This is a genomic window from Neobacillus sp. DFD-2R, assembly GCF_057747865.1.
In genome coordinates this window covers 2,963,088-2,988,719 of sequence record NZ_CM173228.1, presented here as the reverse complement: position 1 = coordinate 2,988,719, position 25,632 = coordinate 2,963,088, and the positions used below count along the sequence as shown (strand labels likewise).

Below are 25,632 nucleotides of genomic sequence, written 5' to 3'. Positions count from 1 at the left end.
TAAAGATAACGTAAAATTATAAAGAAGAAGTAACAAATACATTAAAAAATTATTATTTGACAAACTCCTCATATAGGTGTAATTTACATATATGGTTATATATGAATTGGAGGTTTTTTATAATGGAATTAAACAATGACTTCGTTTCTAATTTTGGTGAATCTCTATTAAACATTTGGACAAACAGTTTGGACAAGGTGACCGCTTCTCAAAAAGAAGTAGAAAATCTTTTGCTTCAAGCATTTAAAAGTCAAAAAGAATCATTGGAGAAAATTGCTGGTGAATTGGGGTCAATCCAAGCAGAACAGAAAAAAATAATTGGAGAAGTTCGCGACTGCGTAAAGCAAAACATTCAAAATGTTTACGGTGAAGAAACAAGCGAATCTTTCGAAAAATGGAATGCACAACTGGATGATATCAACGACCGCATTCAACAGATAACCTTCACTCCATATAAAGAAAGTTTAAATTTAAATCAGTTACAAGAGCAGTTCCTACAATCAATTAAAAATACTACAGAACAGCAAAAAAAGATTCGTGAAGAGGCTTTAAATCAATTTAAAACTTCACAAAAAGGATTCATGGACTTAATTGATTCCAATACAAAAATGGCATTTAATTTTTTTAAGTAGAACAGCGGATTTTCGCTGTTCTTTTTTACAATGTACAAATAATATTTAAAAAAAGCTGTAAGTAAAAAAAGAAATAAACGTTTCTTATAAGGTTTGTTTGTTATTCACTTAAATGGTTAAAGGTGCCTAGCTTAGTGCCCAAATTTTTAAAATTACAAATTACAAGAAAACACTAGGAAGCAAGAAAGCTTGATTTATCATTACATAAGAGTACATGCGGATACTAGAAAAACAGGTGCCAGCAAACTTCAAAACTGCTTGAGGGCGGTCTTATGATATTATTTCATGGTCTTTATAAAGAACTTCTCCAATTTTTACAGAGGGCATAAAAAAGTGTGTTTAAAAAGAATTTAATAAAAAATGCTCTGCTGGATAGTAAAGATGCATTGATATCTAAGAGGAAAATATACTTACTGCAAGTCATCATTTACAGATAGACCAATCCAATCTTTTCACTTTTTTAAAGATCAATGGTTGAAAAGAATGAAAGAATTCTAATTATAAAAGATTAACCAAATATTTGAAAGAATCCATATTTTTGCTCCTTTAAGGAGCTTTAATAAATCTACACTTCAAGGCTTCATAAAATCCAAACTGAAAAACGTTAAAAAGAATCGTAATAGCAGTAGCAAATATATATGGTTGAAGATAGTATAAATATATTAAACAAGAAAATAAAGTATCTTGGAGGAAACAATTTTGCAATATTAAAACCCAATTATCCCGGGAATGTGGGGTAGCCCTCAATCCAATAAGGCCAAATTCTTGTTCATTAATAGGTACACATCTATGATTTCGATGAGCAAATGGATAGAAGTAAAGATTGCTTTTTGGTCAGAGAAGCAAATATCTTTTGCTGGTTAAGAAGAGATGATCTCAAGGATCAAGATGGATGTGGAAATCGTTAAACGTAAAATTGAGTTCATTTTTTGATAGCTTCCTATCAATGGAGGGAGGAGTATGACAAAAGTGAAGAAAACTTCACTTACCAGATCTGGTATTCATATGCCTGTGCGAATTTCGGTTTGGCATTAATCAGGGGTTAAAACACACTTGATTTGTGATATAACGAACAGGGATTGTATAAAAGTACGCCGTAAAACAATTCTATCCTTTTTGGATACAACCGCTAATCAACAACCTTTTGGACCTAACAATCGAGTTGAACTAGCTGATATAGTTTTTTTCTAAAATTTAAGAAGAGCTTAGAGCATCCTATATGCAACAATTAATTTTTAATTAATTGAACACCTTATGACTGTGAATAAAAATAGGAAGGAAGATTGTTATGAATGAAGTGATTTCAACTATACTCAACCACCGCTCCATCCGCCAATTTGAGGATAAGCCGCTAAACGACGAACAAATTAATACCATTGTTTCTTGTGCACAAGCGGCCGCAACATCGAGTTTTATTCAAGCTTACTCGATTATTGGCATTAAAGATAAGGAAATCAAGAAAAAGCTGGCAGAGCTTGCAGGTAACCAACATTACGTTGAAAATAATGGTCATTTTTTTGTATTTTGCGCAGATCTATACCGTCATGAGTTAATTGGAAAACAAGAAAACAAAAATGTGATACCTGCAATTGAAAGTACCGAAAAGTTTATGGTAGCTCTCATTGATGCATCGCTTGCGGCACAAAATGCCGCGATTGCCGCTGAATCAATGGGATTGGGAATTTGCTATATTGGCGGTATTCGGAATAATCTCGAAGAAGTAAAAAAATTATTGAAAACACCTCAAAGGGTAATGCCTTTGTTTGGAATGGCTATTGGTTACCCTGCACAAGTACCGGACCCAAAACCGCGGCTGTCTATTGAACACATTTACCATAAAGATGTATATGAACAAGATATTGGATTATATTTAGGACAACTTAAGGAGTATGATGAACTGATTTCAAACTACTATGAAAGAAGAACAAGCGGTAAACGTAAGGATCGCTGGACGGAACAAATATCAGGAATGCTTGAAAAACAAAATAGAATGTACATGAAGGAGTTTGTTCAAAAAAATAAACTTGATCTGCATTAAGAAAAGTATAAGCCCCTTTAGCGGCGTATGGGCGGGGCCCGGAGCGTTTTGTATGATGAGCAGTCACATCAATTGTGGAATCGGTTCTGGTGCAAAAACCTCGAACATTTTGCAATTAATCTCCAAACTGATACTACTATTCTTAAAAAATGGGCATAATCAGTATGGAAAACCAAAATTTGTTCAAATGGAAACATTATCAGCCTGAAATCACCCTTCTTACAGTGAGATGGTACCTACGATACAACCTAAGTTTTCGTGATATGGTGGAAATGATGGAAGAGCGTGGCCTGTCGATGGCTCACACAACGATTATGCGTTGGGTCTATCAATATGGTCCTGAGTTGAATAAGAAAATACGGTGTCATCTCAAGCAGACCAATGACTCATGGAGAGTAGATGAAACATACATAAAAGTAAAAGGACAATGGATGTATTTGTATCGTGCAGTTGATTCAGAAGGGAATACCATTGATTTTTACTTAAGTAAAAATAGAAATTCCAAATCAGCCAAGCGCTTTTTCAAAAAAGCCTTGGCTTTTTCGCATGTATCCACTCCTCGTGTCATTACTTTAGATAAGAATCCAGCTTATCCAGTAGCAGTTGAGGAGTTAAAAGAAGAAAAAAAGGTGCCAGAAGGCATCCAAATAAGGCAAGTGAAATATCCTAACAACATCGTGGAACAGGATCATCGGTTCATTAAGAGACGGGATCTTCCTATGTTAGGGTACAAGTCTTTTGATACAGCTATATCCATTCTTTCGGGAGAAGAAGCCATACATATGATCAAAAAAGAACAGATTGATTTACGGGATCAGTCTATCCAAAATCAGAAAGAATTCATCCATCAATTGTTAGGGCTTGCAGATTAAGATACGATTCGCTAAGAATATATGCGCTTTATTCTCTTTTATTTTATCTTTGCACCGGAACCCTAAAAAACAGTCATTTTTAAATTTCTAATTTTTTTGTAAGTTTTTTAGTTTTTTTGTTAGATTCTGTAGTTCTTATTATATATTAAAATCCATGTAAGCGTTCACTAAGATTTAACCTGCATTAATGGGCAGTAAGACCTAACTGAAGGAGGTTTCACTTTATATTTTTGTTAATCACACGTTATTTGGAGGAATTTGGAATGAAGAAACTAACTACAAAGAAAAAAGTTGCTCTAACCGTACTAACATTAATGGCTCCCGGGATTATCATCATCTCTTCAAGTTACACGGATGCATCACATCATGTTGAGGCAAAACAGATTATAACATCTAATACAACCAATCCAGTTAAGAAAAAATTACCTAACATTAAAATTCTGGCAACGGGCGGCACCATTGCTGGAACGGGTTCTACTTCGGTTCAAACCACCGGCTATCAGGCAGGTGTCCTAACTCCAGACCAACTAATAGAAGCGGTTCCCGGGCTAAAAGATGTTGCTAATATTTCCACTGAGCAGGTGGCACACATTGATTCTGGTACGTCTAATACTGATGCTTTAATGGTCAAACTGGCGAAGGGGGTTCAAAAAGCATTGGACGACCCAGAGTGTGACGGTGTTGTTATCACCCACGGTACCGACACAATGGAGGAAACGGCTTACTTTCTCAACCTGACTGTTCATTCTGACAAACCAATCGTCTTCGTTGGCTCAATGCGTCCTTCTACGTCACTCTCTGCTGACGGTCCGTTGAACCTGTACAACGCTGTAATACTGGCTGGTTCCAAGGAAGCTCGAAACAAGGGCGTCCTGATTTCCATGAATGGCAAGATCGGAAGCGCTCGTGACACATTTAAAACGAATACCACCGACGTTGATGCCTTCGATAATCCGGAGCTCGGCTCCCTCGGCTATATACAAGGCGGTAAACCTTACTTCTATAACGTGCCAACTAAAAAGCACACCACTGAGTCCGATTTTGACATTCGCAAGATCACTGAAGACAATATGCATCGTATTGATATTGTTTATTCCCATGCCGATGATGACCGTGTAATGGTTGACGCTGCGGTTGCTGCCGGTGCGAAGGGAATTATACATGCTGGAACAGGTAACGGTTCTATCAATGAAAAAACGCTTCCAGGTCTGCAGGATGCTGTGAAGAAGGGTGTTGTCGTCGTTCGTGACACTCGTGTACCAGAAGGCATGGTTACTCGCGAACAAATCGACGAAGACAACCACTTCGTCAATTCTGGCAACATCAACCCTCAAAAAGCTCGTATCCTATTGATGCTGGCGCTCACCAAAACCGAAGATCCTAACAAGATCCAAGAGTATTTCAATGAATACTAAGGCTAGTTTAGCATAGCCACTCCTTTGAAGATATGTTCAAGTTTGATAGATCTCTTGCAGCAACACCAAAAAACCTTTTCTTGTCAACAAGATAAAGAGAAACAAGAGGTTGGATTCTAAAAGGTACCCAACCTCTTTAATTGCCGATAATTTGCTCTCTTGTTTCAAGAGAGGTTTTTTACATAGAAAAATTTATTAGTGATGATAACTTCTATGACGTTCGGGAGTTAAAGGTATTGTTTATAATTTTTTCGAGGTATTTATTGTTTGAAATTTTGGAGAAAGACAGCATGAAGTAGTCCTTATGCATGACCATGGTTATACTGTAAAATCGTTACCTGGTATTATCAAATTGTTTAAAGATAGAGGCTATACCTTCAAAGCCTATAATCCAGATTTAGATTTCATGGTTAATTTTTGGAAGGATCCTAGCTTATAAATGATAGATAAAGAAGCCGTTTCTAACGGTTCTTTAAGGGAAAAACACCTTTATCAGGAGCATGACGTTTTATTTAGCATACATACCTTTTTGAACCATTATTATTAAAAATGTTAAAACATATTTTAATATATGTGTTATTTTTATCTTATTTAACATTATATAACTTATCTTTAATTTTGTTGATAATGTTATTACTGTATTAAATTATATTTGTAACAACAAAATTAATTATAAAAAAGTTAAAGTACTTTTCTTCAATCTAAACTCTGTTTTGGTACAATCACACTAAGGATTTGCAGTACTTTAATAAGCTTAAGCTCTTTATTTGGGTTATTATCATATTAGTAACCTCCATATTTTTTAAACTATAAAACTAGTATGGGCAGATTTTTATCAAAAATAATAGAAAGAACTCATAAAAAAAGCCTTTACTCAACACGAGCAAAGGCTATATGAATAGGGAATACTTTATTATTATCACCAGTTTTATATTTTTATATACATCTATTTTTAAAAAATTATAGCTTTACGATGAATAAATAGTATAGAGTGTAGTTCATTTTCTCATAATATATATTTAATGAAAGGAAGTCAGCTATGTCCAGCTTAGTTGACTAAAGGGAGTGAGCAACAACTTTTAAAGAAAATTGGTAAAGGTGAAGAGATTGTTAAGGTTTTCACTTCAACTATCGGGCAGAGATTGTTCAATAAGGAATTTAAATTAAGGATTCTATTTCCATTTGTAAAAACCATTGGTAATGTAAAATTCAATCATTAACAACAGTAAAAAGTGTAATTAAATGTAGGATAGCAATGTTTGTAAGGGGACTAATGTTTGTTAAAATTATAAAAAATTTGGTGATACAAATGAAAATAATAGAACTAAAAGAATAACTTTTTCTGTTTTGGTACCAATAGTAAGGATATTAACCGTTTTTTTACGGTTAACGCATAGAATCGGTAATAATACTTTTTGGTTAATTGGTTTGATTTTTGCTATCTTAGGATTTGTACGTTATGTAATCTGAAAATAAAAGAACAGCCAATCACAGACTTAAAAGAACATTTTAATCCGTTTAAAAAACGAAAAGACTTTGTTGTTGGATTTTTAATATTTCTGGGGATTTTTTACTTGATTATTCTGATTTTTAGCATTCTTGGATCGAGCCGCTTCTAGTGCGGCTCTTTTTTGAACACAAGGGGGATGAAAGGCTTCTTCAGAAGCCGAAAACGTTGATGGATCAACGATGTATAAAATCATTCATAATAGAGAAATTGGTAAGTGAAATAAGGTTGAACTATTAACGTTTTTGAACTCGATCAAGTTCAAAAAATGATAGGTTATGTGAACAGCAAAGCCGCCCATCAGGACGGCTTTTTTGGTTATTGTTTTGTGCTTAACATATACATTGCGCATACCGGTCAATTTGGAGGACACTAGTGCGTAGGGTGCTAATCTCAATTACTTCTTGTGCATTCCCATACAACGTTCACATTCATATAAATAAGACTCATGTTGTTCTTGAATTTCACATCCGCACTCACGACATTCCTTTTTAGGTATATTACGGTAAAACTCTAAATCCATCATAATATTTCCTCCTATATATCGTTTATTTACTTTATTGTACTACAACAGAAAAAATAAATCGATAACTGTTATATAAAATATAATACACAAAAAAGAAACCCTTATGCAATTAAACGTAAGGGCTTTTGCACATTAAGCTACTTTTAATATTGATTAAGTGAACAAAAAATCCCTTTCAGAATAAGACTTGAAGGGACTTTTATAGTGTCTGAGGCACATTGACTAGCGATAACTAGATTTACGTAAACAAATTATAAAAAATAAATTAAAAAAAGTGACAGTTACTGTCATTTTTTTTATCTGCTGGAGTTCTTCCTAATTGGGATACGGAAACGATTCGAAGATTGAGGGGCCACCATGGAAAATAACGTAATTTTAGCTAAACCAATCAATATTTTGTTGTTCAGCAATCGGGCCATTTAATTGAATAAGACTTTCAAACAAATACTTGATATTTATGCAGATATGGGTATTGTCCAGGATTGTACTTAAAGTAACGAGGCAGTTTTATTAAAGGAGGAAAATATTGGTTATACATAGAAATTAGGTATATGTCTATTTTTATAAAGGAGATAACAAATTGATGGAATATAAAGTGAAAACATATGAGGAAGCCATAGATGTAATAGAAGAGATTGGTTTACTTCCTCTAGCCCCATTAATACCTGATTTCCCTTCTTTAAATACCATTACTTTATCAGAGTATTGGCATTCAGAAACAGAGTTTGATCCTTGGATTTGGAGGACAAAATTTTCAACTGACGGGGTTGCGGGATACGGTAAATTCATTAAGAAAAAATCGGTATTGGTTTCCCGTCAGCTTCTTCCATATGTAAAAAGGGTTTTAGGCTATGCTGAGTCCGTTGAGGAACGCTATTTTAATGGAAACATATCGAAAGAAGCATTTGATATATACAAAATAATTAGCCAAGAGGAAGGGATAGACACAAGGGCATTAAGAATAAAAGCAGGACTAAAGGAAAGTGATAAAAAAAGGATATTTGAGAACGCATTATTAGAATTACAAGGATCAATGGATATTGTAATTTCAGGCATACAGGAGAAAAAAAATGACGACGGTGAAAAGAACGGTTGGAGCAGTACAGCTTTTGAGACTTATGATTCTTGGGCAAGGAGGAATAAAATTGACACTTTTAAGACAGATAAAGAAGAAGCAAAGAAATTCCTTATAGCTCATTTTTCAAATTTATGCAGTAATGAATCGGTAAAGAAACTTGAAAAAATATTCAAGTAATGAGATGAAATGGAGTGAATTCGTTTGGAGCTAACACACACACGTTTATTAGTAGACAATTATAAAGAATGTTTCTTATTTTATAGAGATGTTTTAGGTTTCGAAGTAACGTGGGGAGACGAAGAAACTTTATATGCAGATTTCAAGTTCAGTGGTTGTACTTTAGGACTATTTGAACGAAAACAAATGCTTGAAGCTATAGGTGCAGAGAGTGTATCTTATATTCATAAGTCTGATAGAATTGCTTTAATTTTCAAGGTCGATAATGTTGAAGAGAAATATAAGGAATTAAAAGAAAAGGTGGAATTCATAACCAAGCCTACTGCACAAGAAGGATGGGGAATTAAAGTAGCTCATTTTAGAGATCCTGATGGTTCACTAATTGAAATCTATGAGAGTATTGGATAATTTTAAAACGATGCGATTCTTTTAGAAGGTATCGTCTTTTTCTTGATCTATAATTCAGGCAGTTTTTGAAAAAATACACTTCAACTAACAAGGTGCTTTAATCCAAAAACGATCTTCAGCAATCGGGCGCTATTCTTTAATAAGAAGGCGTCCTTTTTGAATTGGGCCAGATTGTGTAGCAACACAGTTATGGTATTGTTTAGGAAGATATTGTGAAGATTTGTACTTAAATGTAACGGGAGCTTTACTTCTAAGAAGATTTTTATAAAGTGATACCGTTCCACATGACCATTGATTATTCAACTATCGGGCGCATTTCCACAAAAGGGAATGCGCCTTTACAAAGGTTTGGCTAGATTGTCGAGTACTATCTGTCCATTTGAATATTTATGTTAAAATCGAATTAATTAGACTCATACACTGGGGAGATAACAATTGATAGAGAAAATAAAGGACATTAACCTTGCTCTTACTAATAAAAGTTATTTATCAGCACTTGCACTTTCCTTAACTCTACCTGATATTTGTGGAAAAATTGAATACCCATATTTTAAAAACAAAAGAGGAAATCGTAACGTAGGAAAGCAATATGCAGCATGGTTTGATGATTGGGTCAACCAATATTATGCAGATAACACAGGTTGGACAGATGATTACACTAAAGCAAAAAACCCATATTTTACAAGACAAATGTGTTATTCTTTACGTTGTTCTTTCTTACATGATGGAAATTCGGAAATAAAAAACTGGGGCGACAAAGAAGATGCAGACTTTTATTATTCTTATGAATTTAGATTAGCAGTAAGTGGAGCAGACTCAACTGGGTTATCTTGGGTAAACCAAACTAATAATGATGCAAAAATAATAAAAACAAAAATTGTTACAGTAAATATAGATAAATTGTGTGAGAGTATTTGTCTTGCAGCTGAAAGGTTTTATAAAGAAAAAGACTCTATTCTATTCAAAGACCATAAAATCAACTTTATTGACTTTAATTCTTTTAAAAACCAAGTAAAAGATTTTGATAATTGATATTCTGAAAATTGGGCGCTTTTCCAAAGATGGAAGCGTCTTTTTTGGTTTCGTCCTTGTAAATTCTACTTTGAAGCTAGTTGAATAAGTATTTGAGTTGAAAGAAACATAAACATACTAATAAATACTAATTAGTACAAAATAACTAAATTAGTATTTATTAGTAAAAAACTAATGGAATGGAGGATGATGATGAGTATAACCTTTAAATGTAGTATCAAAGAAGATGTTGTGGAAAAATTCAATCTTGCCTTAATGCTTAATAAGGAAGAAGCAGACGATATAATTGAAAAATATATGATGCAGTATATATCAAGCAGTTTTTCGAAGGCTTCACAAACATATAAAGCACTACCGACATCAAAAATTCCTAGTGTAATTGATGTTATGAATGTTGATACAGGCAAGGCAAAAAATAGAATTCCTAAATGGGCTTTAAAGCCAGAGCAGTATAATCATAAAATCGTGAGAGCATATTTTCAAGTGGAACGTGAATTTGGTCATGTACCTTTGGATGAACTAGAGAAAAGATGCAGTGATGAAGTAACTTTTCCCACTACTTACGTTAGGGATTTCCGTGGAAACTTTAATCAAATGAAGATTGATGCACCAAAATCGCATGGTAAGGTCGTCGAGATTGATAATGGAAATGTTGTAATTTGGGATTATGTTAAAGAAACCTTGATGGAATTCAAAGAGTATTTTTGTAGATAAAATGGAATCTCAACAATTAATGAAAATAATTAATAATCTTCCGCAATCGGGCGCTTTCCTTGAACAAGGATTAGCGCTTATTTTCATTTTAGGGCCAGATTGTAGAACAACACGTTTAAAGAAAATTGGTAAAGACGAAGAGGATGTGAAGGTTTATACAAGGCCAAAGGAATGACGGAGAAGGCTTTGGCAACCATAAGCCTAGCTACAAAATAAAAGGTCGGTTAATGACTAACCGGCCTTTTATGTACATATTCAATTAGGGTTTAGGTTTTTTGGATTTTGTTTGCGGAATGTTTACTTAATTATTGCGAAAGAAGAACCAGTGGATACATTACCACCGTAATACTCAAAACTATCAGTTTGCTTACCATCGACGGTTCCTGAAACCGAGACATTATTGTAATCTTTGAAAGTACCCTTAGAAAGTTTGATGTACTCGTCGAAACCGATCTGGACATTTTTCTCAGTGTATTTTGAGGTAGAATAACTCTTTGGATTGAATGCCCAGGTAAGATTGATAGACTTAGTACCGGCAGGAGTTTCATCGCCATTTGCCATGCTGGTAGCATTGATTCCACCATCATGAACACAACGATGCCTATTATCGCGAAGGAGTTAATGAGATTTGATTTGTATGCATGGGCTTTTGCGTCTTATATGATATCAAGCACGATCCTTTCTCCCGTTGCCGGTCGATTATCGGATCTATTTGGGCGAAAAAGAGTGTTTGGATTCGGGATCTTGTTATTTTTAGTTGGATCCTTATTGTACGGCTTGCCTACCAATAGGGGTAAGTCCGCATGCTCTTCAAGCTAAGCATAAAAAGGGGGAGCCAAATGGAAATTCGTCAGTTGCAAACTCTTAAAACCATTGTAGAGCTCGGAGGCTTTGCGAAAGCAGCAGAACATCTTGGTTATGCCCAATCGACTGTCACTGGTCACATTCAAGCGTTAGAAACAGAATTGGAAGGACCATTATTTGACCGTTTAGGAAAAAGGATTTCATTAACTGCCTTAGGACTGGGTTTCTGTTTTTTCCTTCTGCGGCATCAAGTTAAGAATTACGATATTTAATGGGCGAATATCTTGAGAAATAGCCCGCTGGTCATCCATCAAAAAGATCTGTTCTTTTTCTAAAATTGCTTTGGCAGCTCTCAATGTGACAAGTAGTCTTGACACTCGTAGGGAAACCATGGTCTCCTGGTTGATAAGCAAGGGCGCTAAATCTTCGAAAAATCTTTCTCTTGACATGGGATTTTTATTTAAATACAATATTTCTATAAATACCGAAATAAGTTATTTACATTTTTCGGAAGGAGGCCATCCTTGGTGAATGATGATATTGCAGTAAAAGTCTATAAGGCACTGGGTGAAACAACACGTTTACAAATTGTTAAGATTTTAGCAAAACAACCGGAATTAGCTTGCCTTGAAATGAAAAATCAAATAAAAGTGTCGGCCAATTCAACTTTGACACATCATTTAAAACCATTACTCGATTGCGGATTGCTTTCCGTTCGCAAAGAGGGTACCTTCCGATATTATAGTTTACAACGAGAAGTCCTCGAACAATACGCTCCCGCTTTACTTTAAACAGAAAGCGGAATATTTTTAATCTCTATTTCGGTATTTATAGAAATACCGAATAATTGAATTGAATGGGGGAAAATCATATGAGTCAACTTAGCAAAGATCAAAATGGGAATCTGAAAAATGGTTTAGAAAGTAAACTTTTTGAACCTGTAAAAATGGGAGCATGGAATTTACGCTCTCGTACGGCGATGGCTCCTTTAACAAGATGTTTTGCTGATGATCAAACTGGCGTAGTTGGAGATGATGTGGTGGAATATTATCGAAAACGTGCTGCTGACGGAATCGGATTAATTATTTCAGAAGGAACAGTAATTAGTCCTAGAGGAAAAGGCTATCCTGGAATTCCTGGAATTTATTCTGAGGAACAAATTAAAGGGTGGAAAAAAGTAACTGATGCTGTTCATAAAGAAGGCGGTACGATGATTGCACAAATTTGGCATGTAGGACGCTTATCTCATCATGAACTTGCAGGAAACTTGCCACCGCAAGCACCATCGGCCATTCCTGCTGAAGGATTAGTTTCTCGTTTTCGTAAGCCATATGATATCCCTGAAGAGATGACAATTGCGGATATAAGGGAAGTTGTAAGTCAATATGCGCAGGGGGCAAAAAATGCAATCGAAGCTGGATTTGATGGGGTAGAAATTCATGCTGCACACGGTTATTTAATCGATCAATTTAATTCAGATATAACGAATCATCGCACTGATCAATATGGAGGTAATCTAGCACAAAGATTAACATTCATGAAAGAAGTAATAAGAGCAGTTATAGATGCCATTGGTACTGAGAGAACGATGATTCGATTTTCTGCTCATAAAGCTGATGTGCCAAACTATATGTGGGAAGATCCAGAAACGGCCATTCGTACATTTGTTGAAGCATTTAAAGAAGTTGGCGCTATTTTACTACATCCATCAATCATGCAATTTAATAGAGTTCTTGCTGATGGAAAAACATTGCATCAATTAGTACGAAAATATTGGGATGGATTGATTGTTGGGGTAGGCAGTTTAGATCCAGAAATGGCTGAACAAGCTTTAGAAGAAGGGACGATTGACGTTGCAGCATTTGGACGTCCATTAATTTCAAATCCGAACTTTCTTAATCGTTTGAAAAATGGTGAAGAATTAGAAGAATATGATGCAAAGAAACATCTAAATATTTTAGTATAAATAGTTAGTCCGTATGAAAATGGAAAAATAGAGGAAGCTTTTGATTGAGCTTCCTTTTATCAATTTTGGTGTTTCGGTATTTATAGAAATATTAAATTAATGTGAGAAAAATGGAGAGGGAAATTATACATGTCAAATAACGGGAAGATTTATATTTTAGCAATGATCAGTTTTTTAGTCGGTACATCCCAATATATCATTTCAGGTATTTTGGATAAAATGGCAGATGCTTTAAGTATTTCAATTGAAGCTGCTGGACAGCTTATTACCGTTTATTCGCTAGCTTATGCCATAGGTACACCTATTCTAATGGCATTATTGGCTAAAATGGAAAGACGTAGGTTACTTATTTATTCTTTGAGTTTCTTTATACTTGGGAATATACTCTCAGTATTCATGCCTGGTTATGGCTTGTTTATGATTGCACGAATTATTATGGCTTTAAGTACAGGGGTAACAGTTGTTACAGTTTTAAGTTTAGCATCAAAAATTGCACCTGCAGATAAAAAAGCGAGTTCAATTGCAACTGTTGTTATGGGATTTACAGCTTCGTTAATAATTGGTGTACCTATTGGTAGATTTATTACATCTGCTTATGGGTGGAAATTTGTCTTTCTTGGTGTTGCTCTATTAGTGTTTATTGCAATATTTATCATTTTAAATTCAATCCCACGAATAATGGGGGATGAACCAATTCCTTTAACTAAACAAATTGCAATGTTGAAAATACCAAAAATATCTCTAGGTTTATCAATAACGTTCTTCTTAATGGCAGGTTATGGAGTAGTATTTACTTATTTATCTCCTTATCTTATCAATACTGTTGGAATGAGTGATCACCTTTTAAGTATAGCTTTATTTGCTCTTGGAATTGCTAGCTTATTTGGATCTAAATTCGGAGGCTTCAGTGCAGATAGATGGGGTATAGCGATTACCTTAAAAAGAGGATTAATACTTAATATCGTATCGATGATCTTGCTTTCATTCGTATCAAGTTCTTTAATCGCAGTTTTTATGATTCTTATCATTTGGTCATTTGCAGGGTGGTCTTCAGGTGCTACACAACAATATAATTTAGCAACAATTCATCCAGAATCTTCTGATGTCTTACTAGGTCTGAATCAGTCAATGATGCAATTAGGATTCGCAGTTGGGGCAGGTCTAGGAGGGCTAGTAGTAGGGCAATTATCAGTATCATCGATCACTTGGTTTGGAGCTTTAGGAGTTGTGTTTGCTCTAGTTTCAACATTTGGCTTATCACGTTTCTTGATTCGTGAAAATGTAGTTGATCAAAGTTTTGGTGCTCATAAAAGAGCGTAATCTAATTCCGAAAAATGAACTTACTCCTGCACATGTCAGCGATGGAATATAAATATAGGTAGCTATTTCCAGACGGAGGCGTGCAAAAATGAATAATGGGAAACGACTGAATACCAATGTACCAGGAAACTTATATGTCACTTCAGCGTGCATCAATTACGATCAATGCCATCAAATTGCACCTCATACTTTTTCTGAAGTTGCCTTATCTTTAGCAAAAGGCGTTTTATCAATTAAGGGGTTTATTTTCTTTTTAAACAAACGGGCGCGATTAAGTAATAACTCTTAGATTTAAAAAACTTTATTGTTATATTTTTAAGTGCAGTGAAGTATTTTATATCAAAAATTAAACAACTTTTTAACCCCGTCTAATCAGAACGGGGTTATGCATGTTTTGAGGCTTTGTAACATTTCGCGACTAAAAAATCTCTCTTTTTAATGAATGGCCCAAAAAAGAACGAATTCTTGTCGTACCCCCTATAGGGTAGCTTTACCTATAGGGTAGCTTTAGTTGAAGATAATAAGCTTATTTGCATCTGTGTTGCTTTTTTTGTTCATTACTTGACATAAGCGGTACCAATGGTATTAAATGAAAAAGAGACCGATTGTTCTCTTTTGATAAGGAGGTACGAAAATATGAATAAAGGAGAACGAACGAAAAAGTTTATTATTGAGCAATCATCATCCTTATTTAACACAAATGGTTATAAATCAACTTCTATCTCTAAAATAATGGAGGCAACAGGATTAAAAAAAGGAGGAATATATAGACATTTTGATAGTAAGGACGAATTAGCCAAAGCTTCGTTTTCATACTATTTAATCACTCTAAAAGAAAATTATTTACAAGCTATCAAATCCAAGGAAACTGCAAACGAACAATTTCAGGCTTTTGCTTCTATTTTTATGACTTTGCACAACAATGACATCTTAGTGGGGGGCTGTCCCTTAATGAATGCAGCCATTGAAGCAGATGATTCAGAAATTTTGATTGAAGATGCAATTAAGGAAGGTTTTGATGGCTTAATAAAGATGATCAAGAATTTGATTGAATTTGGCCAGGATCAAAATGAAATTACCATTAATGTTGATTCTGAACAGATGGCTGTATTCATTCTCTCTTCCATGGAAGGTGCATTAGCCCTCAGCAGATTGTATAAGGATAAGCGATATTTAGACATGGCCATCATGCAGATAAATGCTATTCTTTTCTAATTCTATTTTTTATTCTTTTTTTTGAACAAAAAGAGACCGATTGGTTTTTTATTCAGAGGGGATTTATATTCTAAAGGCGATACTACGAAATCTGACAAGGAAGCTGTCATAGTAGATGTCGTCCGATCATCGATGAGCAAGAAGAAAGAAACTTTAAGTCTTGACCGTTCCGATAAGCTTTCCGTACAAGTTCTGTGATCCTTGGAAGAAATCTTCACGGCGGCGTATTTTGCGATGTTACCGATACAGCGATGAGAATGGCCTACGCATCTACCCTTAGCGAAGGGGAGACATTCACAACGCTAGAACTAAAAATCAATTTTACGAAGTCTGTAAGGAATGCACGACTTCGAGCGTTTTGTTAGGCCATCAAGCAGGGTAGTACTGACGGATTGGCGTTATATTGAACGACTAAGGAGTTGAGTGCCATGAAAAAGGTGACAATAAATGATCATCCTACCGTAAAACAATATTACAAGAAAAAGGAAATTACGCAGGGAACCGAAGGCAGGCGCATAGATACACAGTGGTTGCGGAATTTATGTCTACATGCAGGAGCCGACGATGTTGGATTCGTCTCTATTGACCGAAACGAACTTGAGGACCAACGAAAAGAAATTTTGAATCTGTTTCCCGAAGCCAGGACGCTTATTAGTTTCGTCTGTAAAATGAACCGCGAGCCCTTGCGTTCGACAGCCCGATCTATTGCAAATACGGAATTTCATCATGTTGTCGATAACGTAACGCATATCGGACATGAAATCGTGAAAGAACTTGAAGAGCAAGGAATAAAAGCATTGAACCCGCCAGCAGGATTCCCGATGGAGCAGGAAAGTACCGGAAAAGCATGGGTCATCTCACATAAACCGATTGCGGTTGCGGCTGGACTCGGACAAATCGGCATCCATAGAAATGTCATTCATCCCAAGTTCGGCAACTTTATTTTGTTAGGTACGATTCTTACAAATGTAGATATGACTTCGGAAAGTAAGCCCATTGATTATAATCCGTGTTTGGAGTGCAAGTTGTGTGTGGCCGCCTGCCCGGTAGGAGCCATCGGCGCCGACGGTCATTTTAATTTCTCTGCCTGCTATACGCACAACTATAGAGAATTTTCCGGTGGCTTCATCGATTGGGTGGAGAAGATTACCGACAGCAAAAATTCTAAAGCATACAGGGACAAAGTAAATGATGTAGAAACAGCGTCTATGTGGCAGAGCCTTTCTTTTGGGGCTAGCTATAAAGCGGCCTACTGTTTGTCCGTTTGTCCTGCTGGAGAAGATGTGATTGGTGAGTTTCTTGACGATCGTAAGAAATTTTTGAAGGACGTTGTCAAACCACTGCAGGATAAAAGCGAAATGGTTTATGTAGTGCCGAATTCCGACGCTGAGGATCATGTCAAAAAGCGTTTTCCCCATAAACAAGTGCGGCCAGTGAGCAACGGCTTACGATCGAAATCAATCCGGGCGTTTTTGCAAGTGCTTCCTCATATGTTTCAAAGAAATCAAGCAAAAGATTTAGCGGCTATCTATCATTTTACATTTACTGGAGAAGAGAATGCTCAAGCAACGGTTATTATTAAGAACAAGACCCTTTCTGTGAAAAAGGGACATATCGGGGATGCAGATTTCCACCTTATTGCAGACAGTCAAACATGGATTCGGCTGATGGCCAAAGAAACAGGGATATTATCAGCCGTCATGTCAGGTAAAATTCGCACAAAAGGCCATTTAAAGTTGCTCAAGGCTTTCAGCAGGTGCTTTCCGTCATAAAAGAAGGGAAGATTTCAACAAAAAGTGGGAAAAAGCACAATTGTTTTGTTAGGTTCGATACATTTTGTATCAAACTTGTGAATTAGGCGGTAGAATTGGCAGTACGCGATATATATGTTGACACTAAGACCACTGAAGGTTTCACAAAAGAAGAACTGGAAATTATTCTCTGGGGGCAGCAGAACGGTGAATTCACCCCTGATTACGATACCGAAGAGCTAGCGGAATATCTTCATAATGAATTGGTAGGACTAAGGGGAATGGCGAGAACCTCGACTGCTAAAGAAAAACTTCACCGCATAGCCAAATTATCGATGAAATTTTTAGAAAGATGATTCGATTTTTTTGATTTTATTAGAATGAACATTCCCGTATACACGGATTTTCTCATTCATCCCATGCTATTCCTCCCTAAACCAAAATTACTTGCTTGTAACGTATAGACCGCAATTTTAAGGAAGCATTATTGAGCATGAACAACGGCTCGTGGACAACCATGATCATATTATTTTTCAATACCCATTATAACGGCAGATATTTTTTCATTAAGGAGTGAGATTAAATGATTCGAGCTGGAATCTATGGAGCATCTGGTTACATAGGTGCAGAAGCACTCCGTGTGTTATTAAGACATCCAAATGTAAGCGTGGAGTGGGCGACAAGTAGAGGGGATATCTCTCGAATACTCACTTATTCACAGGATTTCAAGGGACCATGAAGAATTGGGAAGAGGAAATTACAAACTACCATTTGTGCCGCTATACCAATGCCGCAGTAGAAGGGAGAAACAATCAAATCAAGGCCTTTCAGAAGTAAGTATTTCCATTGGAACCGTGAGTACTATGTAAGAGGATTGCTTGTGCATTGTAACAAGTAAGTGCTGACTGCCTAAAGGCAGTCAGCACTTACTTTGAGATTGAGCCAGAAAAAATAAGAGGATTTTCCTGAAAAAAAGACTGAAAGGTACGGAATAATTCCCGATTCCCTTTCAATCATCAGCTTATATTTCAGATAATTTTCTTAAATGTTTTTCCGTTATTTCGTTTACCTTTTTTACACGTCTTTCATATTTTTCAATCCCACTAAGGAAATCTGTTTTCATCCATACATCTATAGTTTCAATAGCTATTCCTGAAGCAATTATTTTTCCTCCAATACATAGAACATTACTATCCGTATGCTCGCGTGCTAATCTCGCGCAAAATGGATCCTGACAAACAACTGCGTTTACACCATATATTCTATTTGCAATAAGAGCACTACCATAACCAACGCCATCGATGAAGATTCCACGGTCAGCCTCTCCTTTTGCAACAGCTAATGATGCAGGATAAATATAATCCGGTAAATCACAGGCTTCTATGCTATTCGTTCCGAAATCTAACACTTCATGTCCTTGTTGTTCTAGTAATTCCTTTACTTCTTCCTTCAAGCCAAATCCAGCATGATCGCTCGCCATTGCAATTTTCATGTTATGTATCCTCCGATATCGTTTTAAGATTCTATATAGATTATCGTATCATCTATTATTGATGTTTTAAAACAAAAATATTTTAGTTTCCTTATTACGGGTGCGTTAGTAAATTAACTGAGGATCCCACTAAAGCAGCTCCTTCGCGTTTTCAATCTTCAACAATCGTGCGCTTTAATTGAATGAAATAAGAACACATATTATACATGACTAATATGTGCTCTTATTTATTTTTAAGGATTTTTTTAATTTAGGTCTTGATAACAATGGGCTCTTTTTATTTTGTCTTTTTTTAAGCCTAGGTGAATAACTACTACATCGGGTCTTTTTAAATGAGAATTATCAAAAGGTTGCCGTTATCATAGGATTAGATTTAAGGTCGATTCAACCTTAAGCCATTTTATATTGCTTTTTTTTTTAGTTTGGGGGGACTCACGTCGCCTCCCTTTTTTAATTGGCTCTGTTAAACTTGCCTGTTGATTTCCGCTCCAGGCACTCGCTTTCCGCGGGCGGTCGGGAGCCTCCTCGGCGCTTTGCGGAGGCCACTGAAAAAGTCCTTTTTTATTATTAGACAGTTAAAGGTTTGATTTAATCAAACCTTTAACTGTCTTTTTGCCTTATAATAATGACATTAAATTATGTAGGTGGTATCAAAATGATTTCCAATCAAGACTCTCTCAATTTTAGTCCATATATTGCTATTTATGATCTTGTTGTTCCAAAAGATAATATGCTTCGCCAAATCAATGAACTAGTGGACTTTTCTTTCATTATCGAGGAATTAAAAGCGAAATATTGCCTTAATAACGGCCGAAATGCAGTGTCACCAATTCGTATGTTTAAATATCTATTGCTCAAATCGATTCATGATTTGTCAGATGTAGATGTAGTCGAACGTTCTAAATATGATATGTCGTTTAAGTATTTCCTCGACATGGCACCGGAAGATCCTGTAATTGACCCTAGCTCTTTAACGAAATTCCGTAGGCTCCGTCTCCAAGATGTGGGTTTATTAGATATGCTTATTGGAAAAACAGTTGAGATTGCACTTGAAAAAGAAATCATTAAAAGTAAAACAATTATTATGGATGCCACACATACAAAAGCGCGTTATAACCAAAAGGCACCGAAGGAATTTCTACAAGAGAAATCAAAAAATGTTAGAAAAGCCGTCTATCAAATTGATGAATCAATGAAAGAGAAATTTCCACCGAAAACAACTTCTAACGAAGTAACAGATGAACTAAATTATTGTCGTGAAGTAATTTCTGTGGTTGAATCAGAACCTCAAATCGCTACAATTCCAGTCGTTAAGGAAAAATTAAATGTGCTAAAAGAAGTAGTGGAAGATTATACAGAACAACTAAACTTTTCAGCTGATCCAGATGCACGTGTAGGACATAAAACAGCAGACTCCTCCTTTTTTGGCTATAAAACACATATCGCAATGAGTGACGAACGGATAATAACTGCAGCTGTTGTGACAACAGGTGAAAAAAGTGATGGAAAATACATGCAGGAGTTAATTGAAAAAAGCCAAGCCACTGGAATGGAAATTGATACGATCATTGGGGATACAGCCTACTCCGAGAAAAATAATATTCTCTATACAAAAGAGCATGAGCTAACACTGGTTTCAAAGTTACATCCGCATATTACACATGGTACTCGCGCAAAAGAGGATAAGTTTGAATTTAACAAAGATGAAGGAATGTATGTTTGTAAAGCAGGACATATGGCGATTCGAAAAAAATTTGAAGCAAGAAAGGGTCAAGATAAAAACCCTAGGATTAAGTACCTTTTTGACATTAAAAAATGTCAAGTTTGTCCTTTCAGTGAAGGATGTTATAAAGATGGAGCGAAAAGTAAGACCTATTCAGTAACCATCAAATCAACAGAACATCTAGATCAAGAAGAGTTCCAAAATACGGAAGCATTTAAAGAACTAGCGAAAACTCGCTATAAAATTGAAGCAAAAAATAGTGAACTGAAACACAGACACGGGTATGATATAGCGTCATCCGCGGGTCTATTAGGTATGGAGATTCAAGGAGCAACAGCGATATTCGCAGTCAATATTAAGCGGATTCTGAAGCTCCTTCAGGAGAAAAAATAAGGACAAATTAACAAGGAAAAAGGCAGTTTGTTGTCTGAATCTGGACAACAAACTGCCTTTTTTGTACCAACTTCCAATATTAAAAATAAAAAACGTAAGATTTTCAGTGGCCTCGCTTTGCGCCTGTGGGGTCTCCCTTGACCTGCTTTTCCAGCAGGAGTCTCGCGCCTTCCGCTCCAATCAACATAGTGAGCTAAATCAATAATGAGCTTTAACAGAGCCTTTTAATTAAAAAAACATTTATTCCACTATCGCCCAAAGTACTGGCATTTTTGATATTTGGGTTATGATTGACCCAAAATAATAGTTTATATTTTTGGTTAGTTAACATAGCAATAAATTTGAGGAATATAGGAACCTCAGAATTCAACCTTCACCTCTTCACACCAAACTTTTAAAGTCACTGCGGTCCATAATATTCTAATTAATTTTAACTATCAACTCATTTGAATTTCATAATACTCTCACTGTATTTAGAGTTTTAGTTTACATAAAAGTCGTCTGTTCCCGAAACACAATTTATCATATAAAAGCAATAAATTCGTATTTGTGAATTTTTGGGTTAAGCTTATTTTTCTATCTTGGGGTAGTGCCCCATGCCCATCAAGCTAAGACAAATCATTACCCCCATAACGAAAAAAACGCTATTCTTTCTGTAATATCATGGAAAGGATGGTGTTTTTTATGTGTAGCGAGGTTTTAAATGAATTGACTTTGTTTTCTCAGGAATTGCAACGATCTTTGTCCCCACAATCTCTGCAACAGCTGGCTAGAAAAGTGGGCTTTGTTCAAAGGACAAGTAAGTATCAAGCTAAAGATTTAATAGCGTTATGCGTGTGGCTAAGTCAAAAAGTAGCGAGCACTTCCTTGACTCAGTTATGTAGTTCTTTAGAATCTTCAACGGGTGTCTTGATCAGTCCTGAAGGACTCAACCAACGATTTAATCCATCGGCTGTTAGGCTTCTACAACATGTATTCACTTCCTTGCTTACTCAAAAGCTATATACCTCTCAGGCTATACCTCATCGTTATGTTGCTCAGTTTCAACGTATACGAATCTTGGATTCTACTACCTTTCAACTTCCAGATATGTTTGCCTCAACTTATCAAGGATCTGGAGGGAGTAGTCATACAGCTGGCGTAAAGATTCAATTAGAATATGATCTTCTCAGTGGTCAATTCATGCATGTTCACTCGGGACCAGGTAAACAAAATGATCGAACCTACGGTTCTACTTGCTTACAAACCGTACAAACTGGTGATTTATGCATACGTGATTTAGGTTACTTTGACCTGAAAGATCTCCATCAAATGGATGAGAATGGAGCTTATTATATCTCTCGCTTAAAATTAAACAATCGGATTTATTTAAGGAATCCTGAACCGGAATACTTTAAAAACGGAACAATCAAAAAGCAAACTGAATATATTCAACTGGATTTAGAAGAGATCATGAGTCAATTAAAACCGGGGCAAACCTTTGAAATCACTGACGTTTACATTGGCCAGTATCAAAAGTTGACGGCTCGAGTTATTTTCCACCGACTGACCGAAGAACAAACCAGAAAACGATGGAAAAATCAAGCGTTAAAGGAGAAAAAGAAAGGGATTGTCATGAAGGAACGGAGTAAACGATTGAGTGCGATGAATGTATACATCACCAATGCACCACCCAAAGATGTTCCAACGGAACACGTTCACGATCTTTACTCATTACGTTGGCAAATCGAATTACTCTTTAAAACATGGAAATCCTTCTTTGAAATCGATCATTGTAAAGAGATCAAAAAAGAGCGATTAGAATGTCATCTCTATGGTCAACTAATTGCTATCCTCCTTTGTTCATCTACCATGTTTCAAATGCGGCAGCTACTCCTCACCAAGAAAAAACAAGAAATTAGCGAATATAAAACCATTTATATCATCAAAGATTATTTTTTATTACTGTTTCAATCGATACAAAAAAGCACCCAAGAGCTATCAAAGGTCCTGTTTCGCCTGTTTGCCCTCCTACAGAAAAACGGGCGAAAGTCTCATCGATACGAGAAAAAGACAGTCTTTGATATTTTGGGTGTTGTCTATCAGTATACCATGGGTCAAAAGAAAGCAGCATAATTTAAAAAAATAGCCTGTTCCAGGCTTATTTTGGCATGTCTCTCTTTAGAAGTATAGACATCACTTTACAGAAACGTCTCTATTCTACGCATTTATTAATATTAGCTTGATGGGCATGGGGTAGTGCCCGTAAAACATTTATACGCAAAGACAATAGTTAATAAATATGTTTAATTCCAGATAAACGGATTGAGAATAGCTTTTGTTTTTCATCCTTTAAAGATAGGATTTGTTCATTTAGATTAAGACTATATACACGCCCTTTAATTTTTTGTAAGATACCATTTTTATAATAATCAATAGTAATTAGTTTTTTCGTAGTTAATTTTTTCAAAAACATACAATTCCTCCTGTTATAAGTGAAAAATTTCACAATATATTATATGTTAATAAGTTTAAGATAGGATGACGAAAATGTTAAATAAAAATTAAAGAGATCCTGGGCATCCAATCAGGATAAGTACCGCAGACTATTTTCTTCTTTATCACAACATCAATAAAGAAGTTCCAATCTATATTAAACTTTGACCGTTTTGTAAGAACTAACACCTTTGAAATCTATTCAGCATAATGACACTATAAAAAGTCTTGTAATCATCTTTAATTTTGGGAATTATTTTACTTAATATTTTTTTAAAATATATGACAACATATATGTCACTTATATATTATTTGGCATTATATGTATTGTCTTTAAATTTATTATCTATATCAACATTGTTGTTATATTTTAAAAAATAACCTTCATTTTCCTCCATTAGAAGCGAATAATACATTTATCATCGTAGATTTTTTGTCCACAACAGGCTTGCTATGAAGATTAAATATAGCCAGCAACAAACAAGCGACTTATTGAATTATATTTTTCCTGAAATATTACAATTATAGTGAATGGTAAAAATAAATTTTACGAAAAAAATAATTTCTGAATATTTATTTAATATATAATAGAATTATATGAATAATTGTATGAATATGGCATTTCGAGGGATAGGAAAAGAACAAATTTTGATTTACTTTTATTTAAGCTATTGAAAATAAATATCATTACAAGAGAGGAGAATACTATTGACAATTTATTAGAAAAACAAAGGGGCGGGGGATGAACATGCTAAAAACAATATGGTTTGTATTGTTAGGCATTGTATCACTAATTTTTAGTTCTTCTTTTGACATTCAAAAAACGAATCCTCATCATTCTCATCATTTTTTGATAAATCATCACATAAAAGAGAAAGTTCAGCAAAAACAGCTTTTTAATGCGAAGAAGTTACAAGCGCTAGAAACAAAGAAAAAGATAATAGAACAAGAAAAGGCTCAATGGGCTAAACAAAAAATAGTGTATTTAACTTTTGATGATGGACCAACGAAATATACGCCTCAAATCTTGGATATTCTAAAACAAAATGACATTAAGGCAACTTTCTTTTTAGTAGGAAACTATATAAAAGGGAAAGAAACGACAGTTAAAAGAATAAAGGATGACGGAGATGAAATCGGGCTTCACTCCATGACACATAACGAAAAACTTTTATTTCTTAGTCCGGAGAGTTATATAAACGAGTATAAACAAGAACAAAGTTTGCTTAAGACGTTAGGTGTTCAAACCTATATAAGTCGAACTCCATACGGAAGTAAACCTCTTTTGACTCAACCTTTTCGTGATCAAATTTTTTACGCTCATATGAAAGTTTGGGACTGGACTATTGACTCTAATGACTGGCGGTATAAGGATCAGACCAATCTTATTATTAATCAAGTAAGAAGACAAATTAAAAGACAGCATGAAGTAGTCCTTATGCATGACCATGGGTATACTGTAAAATCATTACCTGGTATTATCAAATTGTTTAAAGATAGAGGCTATACCTTCCAAGCCTATAATCCAGATTTGGATTTTATGGTTAATTTTTGGAAGGATTCTAGGTTATAAATTTTGAAATAAAGAAGCCATTCTAACTGTTCCTTAAGGAGAAAAACACCTCTATCAGGAGCATGACTTTTTATTTTGTGTATATGCCTTTTAGAACCATTATTATTTTTGATAAAACATATTTTAATATATATGTTATTTTTGTCTTATTTATCATTATATAACTTATCTTTAATTTTGTTGATAATGTTATTACTGTATTAAATTATATTTGTAACAACAAAATTAATTATAAAAAAGTTAACGTACTTTTCTTAAATCTAAACAATGTTTTGTAATAAACCAAAAAATACCATTCATTTCTTTATAAGAAGCAAATGGCATTAAATTTTAATTGTGTGTTCTCTAATGATAAAGGAGTGACCTACGGGAGTTGTTAATAGGGAATAAAAAGGATTAAAATAGTTTGATTTTGTTAAAGATAGTTTTTTCTACATATAACCCATATTAAAAATTGATAATATATTTCATTGTGTTCTTATGTAAATAAGCAGCGGGCCTACAAATAACATATTATGTAT

General features: G+C 35.0%; 23 protein-coding genes and 5 pseudogenes. 23 read left to right on the top strand and 5 right to left on the bottom strand.

The genetic code is table 11. The annotated features are described in order from the left end of the window. Window positions 1-122: 122 nt before the first annotated feature. The 4 genes from AC3ANV_RS15040 (at window position 123) to AC3ANV_RS15025 (ending at window position 4,957) form a co-directional block, all read left to right on the top strand. On the top strand, window positions 123-632 hold the full coding sequence (locus tag AC3ANV_RS15040) for a hypothetical protein (RefSeq protein ID WP_488309536.1): 510 nt from the start codon (window positions 123-125) through the stop codon (window positions 630-632). Between the two features lie 1,288 nt (window positions 633-1,920). Continuing rightward, a complete protein-coding gene (gene nfsA, locus AC3ANV_RS15035) occupies window positions 1,921-2,670 on the top strand; it encodes an oxygen-insensitive NADPH nitroreductase (protein ID WP_488309535.1) in 750 nt (249 codons plus the stop codon). 164 nt (window positions 2,671-2,834) lie between these two features. Continuing rightward, window positions 2,835-3,542, top strand: coding sequence for an IS6 family transposase (locus AC3ANV_RS15030; protein WP_488309534.1), 708 nt, complete (start codon window positions 2,835-2,837; stop codon window positions 3,540-3,542). Between the two features lie 263 nt (window positions 3,543-3,805). After that, on the top strand, window positions 3,806-4,957 hold the full coding sequence (locus AC3ANV_RS15025; RefSeq protein ID WP_488309533.1) for an asparaginase: 1,152 nt from the start codon (window positions 3,806-3,808) through the stop codon (window positions 4,955-4,957). Between the two features lie 1,904 nt (window positions 4,958-6,861). Here AC3ANV_RS15025 and yhfH read toward each other — a convergent pair. After that, the gene (gene yhfH / locus AC3ANV_RS15020) at window positions 6,862-6,990 is read right to left on the bottom strand and encodes a protein YhfH (RefSeq protein ID WP_488309532.1); all 129 of its coding nucleotides are present in this window, start codon (window positions 6,988-6,990) and stop codon (window positions 6,862-6,864) included. A 583-nt stretch (window positions 6,991-7,573) separates the two neighbouring features. Between yhfH and AC3ANV_RS15015 the strand changes: the two genes are divergently transcribed. The 4 genes from AC3ANV_RS15015 to AC3ANV_RS15000 all read left to right on the top strand — a co-directional run bounded on the left by AC3ANV_RS15015 (window position 7,574) and on the right by AC3ANV_RS15000 (window position 10,399). After that, window positions 7,574-8,245 (top strand): AlkZ-related protein, encoded by a 672-nt coding sequence (locus tag AC3ANV_RS15015; protein ID WP_488314235.1) that lies wholly within the window; start codon window positions 7,574-7,576, stop codon window positions 8,243-8,245. Window positions 8,246-8,269: 24 nt separating this feature from the next. Then, on the top strand, window positions 8,270-8,653 hold the full coding sequence (locus AC3ANV_RS15010) for a VOC family protein (RefSeq protein WP_488309531.1): 384 nt from the start codon (window positions 8,270-8,272) through the stop codon (window positions 8,651-8,653). A gap of 435 nt (window positions 8,654-9,088) precedes the next feature. Next, window positions 9,089-9,685, top strand: coding sequence for a hypothetical protein (locus AC3ANV_RS15005; protein ID WP_488309530.1), 597 nt, complete (start codon window positions 9,089-9,091; stop codon window positions 9,683-9,685). 186 nt (window positions 9,686-9,871) lie between these two features. Next, complete coding sequence (locus tag AC3ANV_RS15000) at window positions 9,872-10,399, top strand: hypothetical protein (protein WP_488309529.1); 528 nt, start codon at window positions 9,872-9,874, stop codon at window positions 10,397-10,399. A 297-nt stretch (window positions 10,400-10,696) separates the two neighbouring features. Here AC3ANV_RS15000 and AC3ANV_RS14995 read toward each other — a convergent pair whose 3' ends face one another. Next, window positions 10,697-10,960, bottom strand: a complete 264-nt coding sequence (locus AC3ANV_RS14995; protein WP_488309528.1) for a hypothetical protein — start codon at window positions 10,958-10,960, stop codon at window positions 10,697-10,699. Here AC3ANV_RS14995 and AC3ANV_RS14990 point away from each other — a divergent pair. Further along, window positions 10,916-11,179 (top strand): annotated as a pseudogene (locus AC3ANV_RS14990) (MFS transporter); the annotation flags it as partial. The gene AC3ANV_RS14995 and the pseudogene AC3ANV_RS14990 sit on opposite strands and share 45 nt — an antisense overlap. A 59-nt stretch (window positions 11,180-11,238) precedes the next feature. Next, window positions 11,239-11,421: pseudogene (locus AC3ANV_RS14985) on the top strand (LysR family transcriptional regulator); the annotation flags it as partial. Here the strand turns inward: AC3ANV_RS14985 and AC3ANV_RS14980 are convergent. Beyond that, window positions 11,422-11,595, bottom strand: a pseudogene (locus AC3ANV_RS14980) (homoserine O-acetyltransferase/O-succinyltransferase family protein); the annotation flags it as partial. Between the two features lie 135 nt (window positions 11,596-11,730). Here AC3ANV_RS14980 and AC3ANV_RS14975 point away from each other — a divergent pair. From AC3ANV_RS14975 to AC3ANV_RS14930, 10 genes and pseudogenes are all read left to right on the top strand, one after another. Beyond that, on the top strand, window positions 11,731-11,994 hold the full coding sequence (locus tag AC3ANV_RS14975; protein WP_488309527.1) for an ArsR/SmtB family transcription factor: 264 nt from the start codon (window positions 11,731-11,733) through the stop codon (window positions 11,992-11,994). Window positions 11,995-12,119: 125 nt separating this feature from the next. Beyond that, window positions 12,120-13,169: pseudogene (locus AC3ANV_RS14970) on the top strand (alkene reductase); the annotation flags it as partial. A gap of 129 nt (window positions 13,170-13,298) precedes the next feature. Then, window positions 13,299-14,489, top strand: coding sequence for an MFS transporter (locus AC3ANV_RS14965; RefSeq protein WP_488309526.1), 1,191 nt, complete (start codon window positions 13,299-13,301; stop codon window positions 14,487-14,489). An 88-nt stretch (window positions 14,490-14,577) separates the two neighbouring features. After that, on the top strand, window positions 14,578-14,778 hold the full coding sequence (locus AC3ANV_RS14960; RefSeq protein WP_488309525.1) for a hypothetical protein: 201 nt from the start codon (window positions 14,578-14,580) through the stop codon (window positions 14,776-14,778). Between the two features lie 347 nt (window positions 14,779-15,125). Further along, window positions 15,126-15,704: a TetR/AcrR family transcriptional regulator gene (locus tag AC3ANV_RS14955; protein WP_488309524.1), complete on the top strand. Its 579-nt coding sequence runs from the start codon at window positions 15,126-15,128 to the stop codon at window positions 15,702-15,704. A 251-nt stretch (window positions 15,705-15,955) separates the two neighbouring features. Then, entirely contained in the window at window positions 15,956-16,069 is a 114-nt protein-coding gene (locus AC3ANV_RS14950; RefSeq protein ID WP_488314234.1) for a hypothetical protein, read from the top strand. Between the two features lie 63 nt (window positions 16,070-16,132). Further along, window positions 16,133-17,476 (top strand): SCP2 sterol-binding domain-containing protein, encoded by a 1,344-nt coding sequence (locus AC3ANV_RS14945; protein WP_488309523.1) that lies wholly within the window; start codon window positions 16,133-16,135, stop codon window positions 17,474-17,476. Window positions 17,477-17,571: 95 nt separating this feature from the next. Then, entirely contained in the window at window positions 17,572-17,811 is a 240-nt protein-coding gene (locus AC3ANV_RS14940) for a hypothetical protein (protein ID WP_488309522.1), read from the top strand. Between the two features lie 227 nt (window positions 17,812-18,038). After that, a complete protein-coding gene (locus AC3ANV_RS14935; RefSeq protein WP_488309521.1) occupies window positions 18,039-18,194 on the top strand; it encodes a hypothetical protein in 156 nt (51 codons plus the stop codon). Next, window positions 18,188-18,353 (top strand): annotated as a pseudogene (locus tag AC3ANV_RS14930) (transposase); the annotation flags it as partial. The gene AC3ANV_RS14935 and the pseudogene AC3ANV_RS14930, both read left to right, overlap by 7 nt. Window positions 18,354-18,476: 123 nt before the next feature. Here the strand turns inward: AC3ANV_RS14930 and AC3ANV_RS14925 are convergent. Further along, complete coding sequence (locus AC3ANV_RS14925) at window positions 18,477-18,947, bottom strand: RpiB/LacA/LacB family sugar-phosphate isomerase (protein WP_488309520.1); 471 nt, start codon at window positions 18,945-18,947, stop codon at window positions 18,477-18,479. A gap of 655 nt (window positions 18,948-19,602) precedes the next feature. Between AC3ANV_RS14925 and AC3ANV_RS14920 the strand changes: the two genes are divergently transcribed. After that, a complete protein-coding gene (locus AC3ANV_RS14920; protein WP_488309519.1) occupies window positions 19,603-21,063 on the top strand; it encodes an IS1182 family transposase in 1,461 nt (486 codons plus the stop codon). 684 nt (window positions 21,064-21,747) lie between these two features. Beyond that, on the top strand, window positions 21,748-23,178 hold the full coding sequence (locus tag AC3ANV_RS14915) for an IS4 family transposase (RefSeq protein ID WP_488309352.1): 1,431 nt from the start codon (window positions 21,748-21,750) through the stop codon (window positions 23,176-23,178). 157 nt (window positions 23,179-23,335) lie between these two features. Here the strand turns inward: AC3ANV_RS14915 and AC3ANV_RS14910 are convergent, their stop codons facing one another. Next, entirely contained in the window at window positions 23,336-23,518 is a 183-nt protein-coding gene (locus AC3ANV_RS14910) for a YolD-like family protein (protein ID WP_488309518.1), read from the bottom strand. Window positions 23,519-24,280: 762 nt separating this feature from the next. Between AC3ANV_RS14910 and AC3ANV_RS14905 the strand changes: the two genes are divergently transcribed. Beyond that, window positions 24,281-25,111 carry a polysaccharide deacetylase family protein gene (locus AC3ANV_RS14905; RefSeq protein ID WP_488309517.1) on the top strand — a complete coding sequence of 277 codons (831 nt, stop codon included), beginning with the start codon at window positions 24,281-24,283 and terminating at the stop codon, window positions 25,109-25,111. The last annotated feature ends 521 nt before the right edge of the window (window positions 25,112-25,632 follow it).